At 44.4% G+C, this 16654-nt stretch carries 14 protein-coding genes; 10 read left to right on the forward strand and 4 right to left on the reverse strand.

The window, feature by feature from the left end; translation table 11 throughout:
- Nucleotides 1–23 precede the first annotated feature (23 nt).
- The 7 genes from CW735_RS11840 to CW735_RS11870 all read left to right on the forward strand — a co-directional run bounded on the left by CW735_RS11840 (nucleotide 24) and on the right by CW735_RS11870 (nucleotide 8533).
- The gene (locus CW735_RS11840) at nucleotides 24–431 is read left to right on the forward strand and encodes a MerR family transcriptional regulator (RefSeq protein WP_100973252.1); all 408 of its coding nucleotides are present in this window, start codon (nucleotides 24–26) and stop codon (nucleotides 429–431) included.
- Nucleotides 428–1597, forward strand: coding sequence for an isovaleryl-CoA dehydrogenase (locus CW735_RS11845; RefSeq protein ID WP_071979191.1), 1170 nt, complete (start codon nucleotides 428–430; stop codon nucleotides 1595–1597). Before CW735_RS11840 ends, CW735_RS11845 begins: the two co-directional genes overlap by 4 nt.
- Nucleotides 1598–1824: 227 nt before the next feature.
- Nucleotides 1825–3432 carry a carboxyl transferase domain-containing protein gene (locus CW735_RS11850; protein WP_071979192.1) on the forward strand — a complete coding sequence of 536 codons (1608 nt, stop codon included), beginning with the start codon at nucleotides 1825–1827 and terminating at the stop codon, nucleotides 3430–3432.
- An 11-nt stretch (nucleotides 3433–3443) separates the two neighbouring features.
- Nucleotides 3444–4235 (forward strand): enoyl-CoA hydratase/isomerase family protein, encoded by a 792-nt coding sequence (locus CW735_RS11855; protein WP_100972312.1) that lies wholly within the window; start codon nucleotides 3444–3446, stop codon nucleotides 4233–4235.
- A complete protein-coding gene (locus tag CW735_RS11860) occupies nucleotides 4235–6253 on the forward strand; it encodes an acetyl/propionyl/methylcrotonyl-CoA carboxylase subunit alpha (protein WP_071979194.1) in 2019 nt (672 codons plus the stop codon). Before CW735_RS11855 ends, CW735_RS11860 begins: the two co-directional genes overlap by 1 nt.
- A gap of 14 nt (nucleotides 6254–6267) precedes the next feature.
- A complete protein-coding gene (locus CW735_RS11865; protein ID WP_071979195.1) occupies nucleotides 6268–7167 on the forward strand; it encodes a hydroxymethylglutaryl-CoA lyase in 900 nt (299 codons plus the stop codon).
- A gap of 361 nt (nucleotides 7168–7528) precedes the next feature.
- Nucleotides 7529–8533 (forward strand): transposase, encoded by a 1005-nt coding sequence (locus CW735_RS11870; RefSeq protein ID WP_071979196.1) that lies wholly within the window; start codon nucleotides 7529–7531, stop codon nucleotides 8531–8533.
- Here CW735_RS11870 and CW735_RS11875 read toward each other — a convergent pair whose 3' ends face one another.
- Together CW735_RS11875 and CW735_RS11880 are read right to left on the reverse strand one after the other, a co-directional pair.
- The gene (locus CW735_RS11875) at nucleotides 8534–9694 is read right to left on the reverse strand and encodes an MFS transporter (protein WP_071979197.1); all 1161 of its coding nucleotides are present in this window, start codon (nucleotides 9692–9694) and stop codon (nucleotides 8534–8536) included. It lies immediately after the preceding gene.
- A gap of 114 nt (nucleotides 9695–9808) precedes the next feature.
- Nucleotides 9809–10342, reverse strand: a complete 534-nt coding sequence (locus CW735_RS11880) for an SRPBCC family protein (protein WP_071979198.1) — start codon at nucleotides 10340–10342, stop codon at nucleotides 9809–9811.
- A gap of 194 nt (nucleotides 10343–10536) precedes the next feature.
- On the opposite strand from CW735_RS11880, the gene CW735_RS11885 reads away from it, so the two are divergent.
- A protein-coding gene (locus tag CW735_RS11885; RefSeq protein ID WP_100970886.1) for an IS3 family transposase occupies nucleotides 10537–11705 on the forward strand; the annotation gives its coding sequence in 2 pieces (ribosomal slippage) (nucleotides 10537–10786 and nucleotides 10786–11705; 1170 coding nt in all).
- Between the two features lie 457 nt (nucleotides 11706–12162).
- Nucleotides 12163–13428, forward strand: coding sequence for a glucose-1-phosphate adenylyltransferase (gene glgC / locus CW735_RS11890; protein WP_071979199.1), 1266 nt, complete (start codon nucleotides 12163–12165; stop codon nucleotides 13426–13428).
- 18 nt (nucleotides 13429–13446) lie between these two features.
- Here the strand turns inward: glgC and CW735_RS11895 are convergent, their stop codons facing one another.
- Nucleotides 13447–14250, reverse strand: a complete 804-nt coding sequence (locus tag CW735_RS11895) for an alpha/beta fold hydrolase (protein WP_083595366.1) — start codon at nucleotides 14248–14250, stop codon at nucleotides 13447–13449.
- 74 nt (nucleotides 14251–14324) lie between these two features.
- Nucleotides 14325–15650: a spinster family MFS transporter gene (locus CW735_RS11900; RefSeq protein ID WP_071979201.1), complete on the reverse strand. Its 1326-nt coding sequence runs from the start codon at nucleotides 15648–15650 to the stop codon at nucleotides 14325–14327.
- Between the two features lie 169 nt (nucleotides 15651–15819).
- On the opposite strand from CW735_RS11900, the gene CW735_RS11905 reads away from it, so the two are divergent.
- On the forward strand, nucleotides 15820–16635 hold the full coding sequence (locus CW735_RS11905) for an acyl-CoA thioesterase (RefSeq protein ID WP_071979202.1): 816 nt from the start codon (nucleotides 15820–15822) through the stop codon (nucleotides 16633–16635).
- Nucleotides 16636–16654: the final 19 nt, after the last annotated feature.

A 16654-nucleotide genomic window follows, 5' to 3' on the forward strand; every position in this document is an offset into this window, starting at 1 on the left:
TGCTTCACGACAAGGTACATGTAATGAGCAAGTCGGAAAATGAAACTACTTTCGCTATAGGTGAGCTTGCGAGAGAGTTCGATATTACGCCGCGTTCCATTCGTTTTTACGAGGAACAAGGTCTTTTATCGCCCACTCGCACCGGTCAAAACCGCGTTTATTTTAACAAAGATAGAGTGCGCCTAAAGCTGATTTTACGCGGTAAGCGTCTTGGTTTTTCACTTGCTGAGGTGAAAACCTTGTTTGACATGTACGACAGTAATCCGAACTCGGCTGTTCAGCTAGAAGCTATGTTAGAGATGTCCGAGCAAAAGCGTGCGGTTCTTAATCAACAATTAGAAGATATACAAATGTTGATGACAGAACTGGACGACGTTGAAACCAGATGTAGAGAAGAACTCGCAGAACTCAAACGAGGAAAAATCGCATGAACACCTCCTACCCTACAATGAATTTTGGCCTTGGCGAAGAAATGGATATGCTTCGTGATCAAGTGTATCAATTTGCGCAAAAAGAAATCGCGCCGTTAGCGGCTCAGGCCGACGAAGACAATCAATTTCCAAACCATCTTTGGACAAAGCTTGGCGACATGGGGCTAAATGGTGTCACTGTTTCTGAACAATACGGTGGCTCTGGCATGGGCTACCTAGCGCACACCATTGCAATGGAAGAAGTGAGCAGAGCTTCTGGCGGTATTGGCTTAAGCTATGGCGCTCATTCCAACCTGTGCGTTAATCAAATTTACCGAAATGGTAATGAGGCTCAAAAGGAAAAGTATCTTCCTAAATTAGTGTCTGGTGAGCACATCGGTGCTCTCGCTATGAGTGAGCCTAACGCGGGCTCTGATGTGGTAAGCATGAAATTGCGCGCAGAAAAGCGCGGGGATAAGTACATTTTAAATGGCAATAAAATGTGGATCACCAATGGACCAGATGCGCACACCTTTGTTATTTATGCGAAAACAGACCCATCTGCAGGCCCTCGTGGCATTACAGCATTTATTGTTGAACGCGACTTCCCAGGTTTTAGCAGGGCACAGAAACTTGACAAACTAGGCATGCGCTCTTCAAACACTTGTGAGCTTGTGTTTGAAGATTGCGAGGTGCCAGCTGAAAATATACTAGGCAGTGAAGGCGAAGGCGTGCGCGTGCTTATGAGTGGTTTAGACTATGAACGCCTTGTGCTTTCGGGTGGCCCTCTGGGCATTATGCAGGCTTGTATGGACATTGTGGTGCCTTATGTTCACGACAGAGAGCAGTTCGGTCAGTCGATTGGGCAATTTCAACTCGTACAGGGCAAAGTGGCAGACATGTATACCCAGATGAACGCTTCACGGGCCTACGTTTACGCTGTAGCCCAATCATGCGATCGCGGAGAAACAACGCGTAAAGACGCTGCTGGCGCAATTCTATATTCCGCAGAGTTAGCGACCAAAATAGCATTAGACGCTATACAGTTACTTGGTGGTAATGGGTATATCAACGAGTACCCTACTGGTCGACTCCTTCGCGATGCCAAGCTTTATGAAATTGGTGCAGGTACATCTGAAATTAGGAGAATGCTGATAGGTCGCGAGCTATTTAACGAATCGAAATAGTTTGTGCCTCAGTGGCACCACAGACAACACAGAGAAGACAATACAGAGACACCCATTCTAACCGGAGTAGTTAGATGGGTGTCTTTATAACAGTCGCAACGGTGCCGTTATGCTAGCTAAATTTTTGCATGGGTGTCTTCGTAACACGTCTTCTTAATACGAATATAAAAAGTTCAAACAACAAATCAATAGCGCCACTATCGAAGCGCTATTACACAGGAGGGGGTATGCCCGTTCTACGTTCAAGTGTTAATACCAAATCTGAAACCTTCATCGCCAATCGCGACCATATGCAAGCGCAAGTGGATGACTTGTATGAAAAAATTCAAAAAATATCCCTTGGAGGTGGTGAAAAAGCGGCAGAGCGCCATATCTCAAGAGGCAAACTTCTTCCAAGAGACAGAATTAACGCGCTTTTAGACGACGACACTCCTTTTCTTGAAATTGGTCAGCTAGCGGCGTGGGAAGTGTACGATGATTACGTGCCTTGTGCAGGAGTAGTGGCCGGTATCGGAATGGTAGCAGGCACCGAATGTATGATTGTAGCGAACGACGCTACGGTAAAAGGTGGCACCTACTACCCTCTTACAGTGAAAAAACATTTAAGAGCGCAAGAAATTGCCGAGCAAAATAATCTCCCTTGCATTTATTTAGTCGACTCTGGTGGCGCAAATTTACCTCGTCAAGATGAAGTGTTTCCTGACAGAGATCATTTTGGCCGGATCTTCTTTAACCAGGCCAATATGTCTGCCAAAAACATCCCTCAAATTGCAGTGGTTATGGGGTCTTGTACGGCAGGCGGCGCATATGTTCCAGCTATGGCAGATGAAAGTATTATCGTAAAGGAGCAAGCCACTATTTTCTTGGGTGGCCCGCCACTCGTAAAAGCGGCTACTGGCGAAGTTGTAACTGCCGAAGAACTCGGCGGTGGTGATGTTCACACACGCATATCCGGCGTTGCAGACCAACTCGCAAATAATGATCACCATGCCCTTTCGCTTGCAAGAAATGCTGTTTCTCGACTAAACAGAGAAAAGCCTCAGTTGCTCGACGTAAAAGAACCCAAACCGCCTAAATTTGACCCTAAAGAGATTTACGGCATCGTGCCAAAAGACAGCAGGCAAACCTTCGACGTACGCGAAATCATTGCTCGTATTGTAGATGAGTCTGATTTTGATGAGTTTAAACCACTTTATGGAACCACTCTGGTTTGCGGATTCGCTCGAATCTTTGGAAACCCCGTTGGTATAGTGGCCAACAACGGTATTTTGTTTGGCGAGAGCGCCATGAAAGGTGCCCATTTTGTTGAATTATGTGCCAAGCGAAAAATCCCACTCGTTTTCTTGCAAAACATCACTGGTTTCATGGTCGGAAAGCAATATGAACACGGCGGGATTGCCAAACACGGTGCAAAAATGGTGACGGCTGTAGCCTGTGCCAAAGTGCCGAAGCTTACTGTTCTAATTGGCGGAAGTTTTGGTGCCGGTAACTATGGCATGTGCGGCAGAGCCTACGACCCACGCTTCATGTTCATGTGGCCGAACGCACGAATTTCGGTAATGGGCGGAGAACAAGCAGCCGGCGTCTTAGCGCAAGTTAAACGCGACCAAAAAGAACGCGCGGGTGAGAGTTGGAGCGATGAGGAAGAGGCGCAATTTAAGCAGCCAGTTATAGAAAAATATGAGGAACAGGGACATCCATACTATGCGTCTGCACGACTTTGGGATGATGGTGTCATCGATCCCGCAGATACACGTTTAGTGCTTGGTTTGTCGCTATCTGCAGCACTCAATAAGCCCATTGAGGAAACTCAATTCGGCATATTCAGAATGTAGGAGCTAAACATATGGAAAACGCAGTAACCTATCGTATTAACAATGACAACATCGCCGTTATCACATTGAACAGAGCTGAAAAGCATAACGCCTTCAATGATGAAATGATCAAAGAGCTAGAGCATCTTTTTAAGAAAGCGGGTAGCGACGACACAGTACGTGCTGTGGTTTTGCAGGCCGAGGGCAAAAGTTTTAGCGCCGGCGCAGATCTTAACTGGATGAAAAAGATGGCCAGCTATACCGAAGAGCAAAATCACAACGACGCAATGGCACTCGCTACTATGCTTCACACGCTATATACACTTCCAAAGCCTACCATAGCAAGAGTTCAAGGCGCGGCGTTTGGCGGCGCTATAGGCCTTATTGCCTGCTGCGACATCGCCATCGGAAGTAAGCTAAGCAAGTTTTGCTTGAGCGAAGTCAAAATCGGACTAATACCAGCAACCATAAGCCCGTACGTGATAGAAGCTATGGGCACACGGATCTGCAGACGATATTTTCAAACTGCTGAAGTATTTTCTGCACGCCGCGCTAGACGCCTAGGCCTATTAAGCGAAGTTGTCAACGAGGACGAGTTAGACAGCACCGTTGATGACATTATTGAAAAAATTCTCAAAAACGGTCCACAAGCGGTATCTCAATCAAAAGCATTAGTACAATGGGTGTCTCACAAAACAGTAGACGCTCAAATGCTCGATGAGACCAGTAAATTAATAGCAAAAGTGAGAACGTCAGAAGAAGGCCAAGAGGGTCTTTCCGCTTTTCTTGAAAAACGCAGCGCGGCTTGGTTGGAGACAAAATAATGATAAACAAACTTTTAATAGCGAACCGAGGCGAAATTGCCTGCAGAGTAATGAAAACAGCCAAACTTTTAGGCATTCAAACGGTTGCGGTTTACTCTGATGCTGACGCCAATGCTCGTCATGTTGCTATGGCAGACGAGGCGGTGAATCTGGGCCCTGCACCCTCAAAGGAAAGTTATTTGCGCGGCGATCTTATTATTGAGCACGCTAAAACCTTAGGGGTAGACGCGATTCATCCAGGCTACGGTTTCTTGTCAGAAAACGCAGAATTTGCCAACCTCTGTAAATCTAACAACATTATTTTTGTGGGCCCTCCCGCCTCAGCAATAGAGGCTATGGGCTCTAAGTCTGCGGCTAAACGCATTATGGAAGAGGCTGGCGTGCCACTGGTACCTGGCTATCACGGTGATGATCAGCAAGAGTCCACGCTGAAAAAATCTGCCGACGAAATGGGCTACCCTGTATTACTGAAAGCTGCGGCAGGTGGCGGCGGCAAAGGTATGCGACAGGTATGGAACGAGAGTGAATTTACTCAAGCACTGAATGCGGCTAAACGAGAGTCTATGGCAAGCTTCGGCGACGACCATATGCTAGTAGAAAAGTACCTCACTCGCCCTCGTCACGTTGAAATTCAGGTTTTCTGTGATAGCCACGGCAACGGCGTTTATCTTTTCGAGCGCGACTGTTCGGTTCAGCGCCGACATCAAAAAATTATTGAGGAAGCCCCAGCTCCAAACATGTCGCAAGAAATACGAGAGCGTATGGGCGAGGCGGCAATATTAGCGGCGAAGGCCATTAATTATGAGGGCGCAGGTACAGTCGAGTTTTTACTTGATGAAGACGGGTCCTTCTATTTCATGGAAATGAACACTCGCCTTCAGGTAGAACATCCCGTTACTGAAATGATAACAGGCGAAGATTTAGTTCAGTGGCAACTGAGTGTTGCAGAGGGAAATGCGTTACCAAAAACTCAGCAAGAGCTCACGCTAAACGGACACTCATTCGAAGCGCGTATCTACGCTGAAGACCCTGCCAATAACTTTTTACCCTCTACCGGCACTTTGCATTTGCTACAGCCACCTGAGCAGTCAAGTTTAGTGCGAGTAGATACAGGGGTTATTCAGGGCGACGAGGTGAGTGTTTATTACGACCCCATGATTGCAAAGCTTGTGGTATGGGGAGAGTCTCGTGATATCGCCCTTAAGCGCTTGCTTCATGCACTTGGCGATTATCATATTGCCGGTGTTACAACCAATATTGAATTCCTTAAGCGCGTAGCCAGTTTTTCCGCTTTCCAAGCCGCTGAATTAACTACCACTTTTGTAGACAAGCACAACGATGCACTTTTTGCCGAAGTGAAGCGAGACACCCAAGCAAAATTACCCGCAATGGCGTTGTTAGCCATTCTTCATCGTCGTCTTGGTAAAAGCATGGATGTCTCTGGTAAGCATTCGCATGAGTCGTCGCCTTGGTTTACTACGGGCGCATGGCGCGCGAATTCGACATACAAAGAACAGGTTACGGTTCTTGTTGGAGAGGAAGAGTTTCACGTCAAGGTAAACCATACACTCGGTAGTGAGACATCTGAGGCCTGGGAAGTAGTGGTTGGAGACAACACTTTCATCGTGAGCGGCTCGATTAATAATCATCAATTACGTGCCAACATAAACGGTATTGAGTCACGGTATACCTTTGCGGTAAAAGATGATGAGTTTGGTTTGTTTAACCAAGACACCCATATTAACTTCAGCGTTGTCGCTCCTTCACACGGCGACGATGATCATAACAATGGCAATTCAAACTTCGATGCCCCCATGAACGGCACCATTGTGGCGCACTTAGTCAAACCAGGAGAACAGGTTAAAAAAGGTGAACCTATTTTAGTAATGGAAGCAATGAAAATGGAACATAGCATCACGGCACCTAGTGATGGCGTGGTAAATAGCTTCTATTTTGAGCCAGGTGAATTGGTTGATGGCGGGGCTTTACTTCTCGAATTCACGAATGCGGATTCATAAGGAGTTATACAACAATGACCATGCCTAAAGTAGTAAGTATTGTTGAAGTCGGCCCAAGAGACGGACTACAGAATGAAAAATCGATAGTAAGCGTTGAAGAGAAGATAAACTTTATAAACTTGCTTTCGAAGACCGGTATCAAGCGCATTGAGGCAGGAAGTTTTGTTTCTCCCAAATGGGTGCCACAAATGGCAGACTCTGGCGATATCTTTTCAGGTATAGAGAAGAGCCCTTCAATCACCTACTCTGCGCTTACGCCAAACATTAAGGGGTTAGATGCAGCAATTGAGTCAGGAGTTGAGGAGGTGGCTGTATTCGGTGCAGCGTCAGAGTCGTTCTCAATGAAAAACATTAACTGTTCGATAGAAGAGAGTTTGAAAAAATTTGAACCCGTTATTGCAAAAGCAAATACCCATAACATAAAGGTACGTGGATACGTATCGTGTGTTATGGGCTGCCCTTACGAGGGAGGGATATCGCCAAGATCAGTTGCTGATGTATCCAAGCGCCTTATAGATATGGGCTGCTATGAAATATCTCTCGGCGATACTATTGGAACTGGAACTCCAGTTGCCACTAAAAGACTTCTTGATAGTGTTTTAAGTGTGGTGAATATCGAACAGCTCGCTGTTCATTTTCACGACACTTATGGACAAGCTCTTGTAAATCTTTACTCGGCATTGGAGTATGGTGTCGCAACAATAGATTCCGCCGTGGCAGGTCTTGGAGGGTGTCCTTACGCTAGAGGCGCCAGTGGCAACGTTGCAACGGAAGATGTACTTTATATGCTTAATGGAATGGGTATAAATACTGGAATTGATATGGAGAAGCTTCTTGTTGCTACTCAATTTATCTCTGAGGTTGTAAATAAAGTTCCCTCATCAAAAGTGGCTAATGCCCTTCTAGCTCGGTAATCTTATGTCTGGCAACTTGCGATAAGCATCCCAGGCTTTGATGAGTTGCCAGAAAGTTCACCCACTTAAACGTCAATTTGATTTGGTTAGAAGCATCTTGGGCTTATAGAAAAACCTTTAGCGAGACACCCACGCTATTTAAGAGTTTTATCGAACCGTTTAACGCTTTCTTAGCAAGAAATTCTAGGCAAGACACCCATCGTATTATTTTTGTAAGCGGGAGAAGCTGAGTCGGCGATATCGTGGGTGTCTTTGTAGCTATTCGAAGCTAAGAGGTTTCAAAAACCGTCTTTGTGTCAGGTTTAATCGAGATATGAGGGTGATAGCTTAATGGTCTATTTTTCTATAAAAATGCAGCTATATGCCACAAAGTCGAAAATCACAAATAAGCCTAGCGGATACGCCTTTTTATCACTGTATTTCTCGTTGCGTACGTAAGTCATTCCTATGTGGAGTAGACCATGCGACAGGAGAAAGTTACGAGCACCGTAAAGACTGGGTTGAACAACGTTTGCTATTTCTCGCGAGTGTTTTCGCTATCGATATTTGTTCTTATGCAGTGATGAGCAACCATGTTCATGTAATATTGCGCGTTGATCAGCATTCTGCAAGACGATGGGATACTAAGAAAACGTTAATACAGTGGCATAAAATGCACCGCGGTACTTTGCTCACACAAAAATATCTTATGGGGATAGAATTAACAGATAGTGAACACAAAACCGTAGCTTCAACTGCGAAAATCTACAGAGAAAGGCTGCAAAGCATTAGCTGGTTCATGCGAAACTTAAACGAGTTCATCGCCAGGAAAGCAAATAAAGAAGACGAGTGTACTGGTAGATTTTGGGAGGGAAGATTCAAATCACAAGCACTACTCGACGAGCGCGCATTGTTAGCATGTATGGCTTACGTAGATTTAAATCCATTTCGCGCAGGTATAGCGACCAGTCTATATGACTTAAGTCACACCAGTGTTCTCGTACGACTAAAAGCGGCTTTAAACAAAGGCAAAAAACAGCAATGGAAAACCAAAGGCTTAGTGAAATTCAAAGAAAGTGAGGGAATAGAAGGTGAAAAAACAATTCCATTTTCATTCGATAGTTACCTAAGCTTGCTTAAAAGAAACATGGAATTTATCACTAGCTCAGACACTACACACAAAAAGGCCTCTCTATGCCACTCTGGTCTACCTGAACAAATGGGCTTTAGAGCAGACACCTGGGATACGGCATGTAAAACTATCGAAACGTCCTTTTCTTTTGTTATCGGCTCATCTGAAAGCATGCTTCGTTTTAAAAAGAGCACGAAGAGAAAACGAATGGTGGGAATGACACCGGCAAAGATGCTTTTTGATACCGCAGTTTAGTTACTTCTCCTTTGGCAATATCAGCGTTGAAATAGTGGCAACAATCATCATTGCCGTCATAATATACACAACAGAAAATGATAAAAAAGGGCTGAGACTAGCGTACAACGCACCAAATCCCAATAATATCCCCCCGATGGCAGTGTTTGAAAAACCTACGAGTTCAGTACGCTCCTGCCCCTCTTTCACATCGAGACTGTAAGTTTTCCTGCCGGTTCTCACACCAGCGTGAGCAATTGATAACACAAAGAAAAGGGTTGCAGAAACAAGAAGCGACTCACTGGGAATTACCAATAACCCAATGCAAGATAAAATAGTAAGGATACCGGCAATTTGTAGCGTTACCTTCGCGCTGTAATCTGCCACCTTCCCCCATAATAAAGAAGAACACATTGAAGCTAGCGCTTGTGCCGCAATATAGACGGGCAACAGCTTTTGAGCATTTTCCCCGTTCTCTAGCATAAAATACGGGGCAACCAGAGCTGAATGCACAAAGAGGCCTCTAACTAAGACAAATTTGTATACTGTTTTATCAAATTTAATAGAGAATACATTTCCGCTTCCATTCGAATTATCCTCTACTTTTGTCTTCAAGCTGAACATACAAAAAAGCGTGAGGATAAAAGAAAACGCTGCACAAAACAGAACACCGAACAAAGCGTTGTCTTTAAACGTGCCATCTAAAAGCAATAACGGAACGGCAACGAGTAAGGTCATAACGCCAGATATAGTAGACGCCATTCCCACAAGGTTGCCTCGTTCACCTTTGGGAACTACATCGGCTTCTATATCTTTGACGGTTAATGAACATGCCGATCGCCCTAAACTGAGTAAAACTAAAAATGCCAAAATCCCCCACCCTGCAAAAAACGCCTCAAGCATTAACGCAGAACAAATTATCCCAACTACCGATGCGATTTGAACGCAGATACCTATCCGCCATACTTTATACCTCGCGGCATTGTTTCTAAGATAAAGGCTTATTAGGACTTGAGGCAGTAATGCGCCAGACTCACGTATGGGCACTAGCCACCCAACCATCCAAGCAGGGGCTCCAATAACAATTAACAAGGCAGGCAACGTAGTTTTAGCTGAAATAAGTAAATCAGCCAGCTTATTAAAAGACAGGCCGGAAACTAGACGGTGTTTTTTTTGAACCATGGCAGGTTGTCTATTTTTTTATTTGTCGTTTTTACGGGTGATGTACCCCAAGGATCATCTCAATATCAACAAGTTATAAATAATCAGAAAATAAATAGAGAGTTATCAAGTAAGTTAAGCGTTGTTTTCAACAACTGTTTTCAAGTTTTCTAAACCAAGCGCAAAATCAGGACCGATAATACCGTCTATAAAGAGAATAAAAAATTTATTGACTGGATTGTTATCTACTGTTCCCTTATCGCGCCAGGTTACCCGGCTTCCTTCGTCAACAGCTTCGATTTCGACTACGCCATCAGAGCCCATATCAAGCTCTGGAAAGAACAGAGAATAGCCAACTTTACTGTTATGTTCTAATAAGGTAATTTCCATCTCACCATTTCCTTGCGTTTCGCTCTTCCACTCTAGCCGCATTCCAATAGCACGGTCTGGACCTTCATAGGAAAGCTCAATATCTGGGTCACGCTTGAACCACACTCCCCACTTCTCCCATTGCTTTAAATTGACAACATATGGATAAACATCTGATGTTTCTGCGTCAATGATTATACTTCTCTCTACTGTGTAGTTTTGAGGCATAAAAAAACTAGCGACGATGCCAATAACGATTAATGTACTCACAGTAAAGAATAGTTTCTTCAACACACCCATGTTTTACTCCAGCTTGTTTACCCAGATAAAATATAACATTTAATTAACAAAAGTCATCGTCCATTTTTCTTATTTATAATGAAAAGAACTCAATAAACGGATTTATATAAACCTAAAAAATACAAAGACACTCTGACGTGTTCCAATAGATTCACACACCCAGTTAAGAGATAATTATCTCAACTGGAGTGTATATGAAAACGCGAAAAAGCTACTCAAAAGAATTCAAACTAGATGCTGTGAGTCTGGTTACAGAGCAGAATTACAAAGTTGCTGAGGCAGCTCGTAGTCTTGGTATTAGTGCCAACATGTTAGGCCGCTGGCTTAAAGAGCAAGAATCTGAAGGTACCCACGCATTTCGAGGTAATGGCAAGTTGACGCCGGAACAGGAAGAAATTCGTCAGCTGCGAGAAGAAAATAAGCGCCTGAAAATGGAGAAAGAGATCTTAAAAAAGGCAACGGTCTTCTTTGCCAAAGAAACCATGTAAAATACGGTTTCATTACCCAATATAAGAAGACCTGGCCGATTAGCCTGATGTGCAGGGTTCTGGGAGTCAGCCGCCGTAATTACTACAGCGCCGTGCGGCGAAACGAGAAACTTGAACCAGACCCACAACATGATGAGCTAATTGATTGGGTACAGAAAATAGCTGATGCCAGTGATTTTACTTATGGCGTAAGGCGCATGAAACGCGCACTGAATTCGCTGGGTTATCCGGTTGGAACACAACGGACGCGTAGCTTGATGAACGAAGCCAACGTGAGCGTCAGAAGGCGTAAAAAATACAAAGTAACGACTGACAGCGACCATCAGAAACCTGTATTCGATAACGTGCTGTCACGCGACTTTGCTACAGAAAAAACCGACCAAGCGTATGTCTCGGATATTACCTATATCTGGACGCAAGAAGGCTGGCTGTATCTAGCCGTTGTCATTGATCTGTTCTCGCGCAAGGTCGTGGGCTGGAGTATGGCTTCACGGATGAATGCCCAACTGGTGTGTGATGCTTTAACAATGGCTTTATGGCAACGCAAGCCCAAGGCGGGCCTGATACATCATTCGGATCGTGGTTCACAATACGCAAGCCGACAATTTAGACAGCTACTGACGCGGTACAAGGTAACAGGCAGCATGAGTAGAAAAGGTGATTGCTGGGACAATGCCGTTGTAGAGAGCTTCTTCGGCACATTAAAACAAGAGCGAGTGCAATGGCGTTACTACCAGAGTCGCCGCGCTGCTCAGCAGGATATCCTGCAATACATCACTATGTTTTATAACAGCCAAAGAATGCACTCATACCTGGATTACAAAAGTCCAAATCAATATGAGGCTGATATGGCTAACTTAGGAAAAGCTGCTTAACTGGGTTGTGTGAATTTGCTTGACCACGTCACTCATGCTCTTTTGCAAGAAACTGATTTCGCTTGGTATCGACAGTGAGTTGCAGCTTAGTAAGCATGGATGTCTAGATAAAGCGTCTAGATAAAGCACCTTGTGCCGTTCTAAGCTTGGGTTGTCTCTATAAAACATCTCGACAAAGCACCTAGAATGGGTGTCTTGCTTAAAACATTTTGCTTAAACGCCATACAGCCATCAAATCACTTAATGTCATAAATATCATTAAAGTTAATAAAAAGTGACGTAAAGTAACAAACAGCACCTATTATTTTTATAGGGGTTCTGTAAGATGAAACTAGTATTCAAAGATTCTTCACTCGAAACGACAAAGAGCATCAACGAAACGCATATAGCTAAAATTATTCAAGTTCTTCAAATTGCATAACAAGCGGCACCACTTATTAACAGGAGTTTTTAAAGAATGACTGATCGGAGTTCTCGTTACATAAGCAACCTTACTCGCGATACCTATGCGTTAATACTAGCAGGTGGTAAAGGCTCAAGACTCCACGAGCTCACAGCCTGGCGAGCAAAACCCGCACTCTACTTTGGCGGAAAATTTCGAATCATCGATTTCCCACTGTCAAACTGTGTTAATTCAGGTATCAAACGCATCGGTGTTGTTACCCAATACAAATCACACTCGCTTATTCGACACCTTGTTCGTGGCTGGGGCCACTTTAAGAGAGAATTAGGTGAGTCTGTTGAGATCTTGCCAGCCTCTCAACGTTTTTCAGACAACTGGTATGAAGGCACCGCAGACGCGGTTTTTCAAAATATCGACATCATTCGAGACGAAATACCAAAATACGTAATGATTTTATCCGGTGACCATATTTATCGCATGGACTACGGTGATATGCTGGCGAAACACGTTGAATCAGGTGCGAAAATGACGGTGTCCTGCATGGCAGTTCCAGTTGAAGAGGCAGCCGGTGCCTTCGGTGTCATGTCAGTAGATGAGTCTTACCGAATTATTGGTTTTGAAGAGAAGCCAGAGCACCCTACACCTCTGCCGCATGACGAAACACACTGCTTAGCGTCGATGGGGAATTATGTATTCGATACAGAGTTCTTATTCGAACAACTTCGAGTAGACTCTGAAAACATGGGCTCTCAACGAGACTTTGGTAAAGACATTATTCCCGCCATTATTGAAGAACACAAAGTTCAAGCCTTTCCATACGAAGCAACAGATGGGAATAATGCCTACTGGCGAGACGTGGGCACGCTTGATTCGTTCTGGGATGCCAACATGGAAATGGTTGCACCCGTGCCACAGCTTAATTTGTATGACAAAAAGTGGCCTATTTGGACGTACCAAGAGCAGTTGCCGCCAGCAAAGTTTGTCTGGGAAGATGATGATAGACGTGGTGAAGCCATTAACTCGGTTGTGTCTGGTGGCTGTATTATTTCAGGGTCTACCTTAAGAAACTCTATTTGTTTCTCTAACGTGCGCGTTCATTCCTATGGGCTTATTGAAGATGCCGTTATTTTGCCCGGCGTTGAAATTATGCGCGGCTGTAAGCTCAAGAAGGTTATCATAGACCGAGGATGCGTTATCCCTGAGGGCACGGTGATTGGTTACGACCACGATGAAGACAGAGCCAGAGGTTTCCGAGTATCGGAGAAGGGTGTGGTGCTGGTAACACGCGAAATGCTTGGCCAGCACACAGGTTCATATTAACCTAAGTCTGTAACGTTTTTAACAGTTCCACTCCCGTAAAGTGGTAGCAATAAATTTTGCTACCGCTTCGGGATGCTCTAGCGGGAACATGTGCCCCCCCTCCATTTCTGTGTGCTCTATAGCGTTATGCCGCATTAAACGTTCATACATCTCAGGTCGGCATACTTTACTTTTCTTCCCTGTTACTAAAATAGCAGGGCATCGAAGTTTCCCTTTATATTTACCTAAATTGTGTGGAACGTTTCTAAATAATGCGGCTTCTACATCAGCTTTAAATGTGAGTGAAATGCTGTCTGCATTTTTAGTTGTTACCGCATTAACATAGTCTCTCACGCACCGCTTATCCATATCTCTGAACAATGCCTTACCATGAAAATAAGACACCATGTCTGTTGAGGCTGGCCAGCGCGTATTTCGGGTTTGCGCTAATTTGGCTGGTGTGAGCTTATTAATAAGAGGGGTAAATTTAGCTACTCTGAAAAAGTGACTCATTGGGCCAACAACTAAAGGAGGATCGAAAAGAATTAAACCTCTAAATAGCTCTGGCTCTTCGCACGCAGCCATATAGGAAATAACAGCCCCAAAAGAATGCCCAACGGCAAATACCCCCCGGTCATCTTTATTTTCAGCTTTAATATGCTTTATCAACTCTTGAACTTGATTGCGCCAGTTTCCATTCACCGGCATCTTTGGGTCATGGCCAAAGCGTTCCACATGCAAGCGGTTAAAACTGCTAGGCAATGCAGAAAAAAGGGTATTATAACTCCCAGCGGGAAACCCATTAGCGTGGGCGAAATGAAAACTTAATTCTGCAGAAGACACCATGTCACTCCTGAACCTAAAGAAAAAGAAAAGGGGCTAAAAATCAGCCCCTTAGTGAGTATAGTTTTATAGTACTATAACCCCCTCGATTCTGCCATTTCCCAGTCTTTCACTATTTTAGTACTGGTCCATAAAAATACGCCTATCGACAGTGCATATGGAACAACAAGATAGATAAGAGCCTGTCTTAATGCTTCAGTTTCCCCTAAAGAAGGCACGAGAGACTGACTGATTATTCCTGTTAAAGTAGGACCGCCACCAAGTGCAATAATGTTGAGCACAAAGAAGAATAGCGCTGTTGACATAGCTCGAACATTTATCGGCGCGAGTGTCTGTGCCATTGCAAAACTTGGACCTAAGTAAGAGCCACTAGTAAACAACAGTAGCGCTATTAGCCCTACCGAAAGCCATAGGTCTTGAACCTGTAGTGAAACATAAAATGCGGGAACACCAATAATCAGCATAATCGCTGGCAGTAGCGCATACGCTTTTTTATTCTGCTTACCCCATCTATCGGCAATATAGCCACCAAGCCACACACCAAGAGCGTAGGCTGTGCCGTTGATGATGCCAAACACAATTAAAAGTTGGGTGATATCTAGCCCGGCAAAGGCACGCACATAGTAATCAATGATCCAGGTAGAAATGGCATAGTTGCCAAATGAACCAAACGAAATACCCAGTGCCATACCCCACCATGTAGGTATTTTTAGAAGCTGCTTCAGCGATTTCTTAACGCTTGGTTTGTTCACATCATTTACCTGTGAGGGCGCAGTAACTGAGCGAGAGGGCTCCTTCACGGTAAATTTCAAAACAAGCGCAAGTAAAACTCCTGGAATACCCACGCTATACATAACCGTACGCCAATCTGCTGAACCGCCCTGTAAAAAGAACGCTGATGCAAAAAATGCGAGCATGATGCCAAATGGTATGCCCAAGGAGTAAATCGCCAACGCGCCGGCTCTTTTTTCTTTGGGAAACAAGTCTGAAATTATACTGTGTGATGGCGGGCTTCCGCCTGCCTCGCCAATACCCACGCCAATACGTGCCACTGCCAGCTGAAAATAGTTGCTTGCCAAACCGGATGCCGCTGTAAAGCCGCTCCAAAGCGTTAGTGAGATGGCGATTATATTTACCCTATTATACCTATCGGCAAGCCATGCAATTGGGATCCCCATTACCGTATAGAGAAGCGCGAAATAAATGCCTTTCAGCCAGCCTAACTGAGCATCGTCTAGCCCCAAATCGGCTTTGATGAAAGGTGAAAGAATGCCTATGATCTGACGATCGATGAAATTAAATGCATAAACCAGTGTGAGAATAAACAGTACGTAGTTTCGATAACCTTTAGATGCACCCGCTTGGTCAGCTGGTATACCTTCAACGCTTGTGTGGGCCATAACAGTCCTTTTAAATGAAGATAGTGCAGTCTACGCATGAGGTAAATTATTTGGCAAGTAATTGTTACTTATTTGTAAACATAACGAAAATTTGTAAGTCAGGCTTTTTGTTCCCTATCGCTTGAGGTAGGATATTTACACATATACTCATCAGACCAGACAGGCAGTTATGACAGTAGATGAACTGTTGAATATCGAACCACTTGAACAAACCTCCGACAACACGTGGAAAATTGACGGGCTTGTTATACCGAAAACCTGGGGGCAAGGCAGAACTGCCTTTGGCGGAATTTCTGCAGGTATGCTCTACACCGCGGTTAAACAACAAATTAACGATGAAAGAGTATTACGCTCTTTCACTACCAACTTTGTTGGCCCGCTCATGCTCGATACTCCTTTTTCTATTGAAGTCACGCTATTGCGAGTGGGTAAAAATGTATCTCAATTCACCGCTCACGCTATTCAAGACGGTAAAAGCTGCGTTTTCTCTCAAGCGTGTTTCGGGATGGGCCGAAAGTCAGCTATTCAAGTTGAGAACAAAGACACCCACGATATGCCAGCGCCAAACAAAGCCAAGTTTATTCCGCAGATTCCAAAGATTACGCCCAAATTTTTGCGCTATTTCGACCTTGCTATTGAAGACGGCGGTATTCCATTTACCCGTAAGAAAACCAGTATTTACAACGGATTTATGAGGTTTAAGCAACCACCAGCGCAAATAACCGACGCACACATTATCACCATGATAGATGCCTGGCCGCCCACCTTACTTCAAATGATGAAGCTGCCTGCGCCTGCGAGCACAGTGAGCTGGAACTTAGAGTTTATTCATCCGCATAAGCCAGTTTCGCCTGAAGATTGGTTCGCTTACAAAGCGCATACCAGACATGCGGCTGATGGCTATGGCCATACCGAGGCAACAATTTGGGATAAAGACAACGAAGTTATCGCAATTAGCCGACAAACCGTGGCAGTTTTCGACTAGTTGCGCGGTTTATTGCAAC

Source organism: Alteromonas sp. MB-3u-76 (genome assembly GCF_002831605.1).
GTDB lineage: Bacteria > Pseudomonadota > Gammaproteobacteria > Enterobacterales > Alteromonadaceae > Alteromonas > Alteromonas hispanica.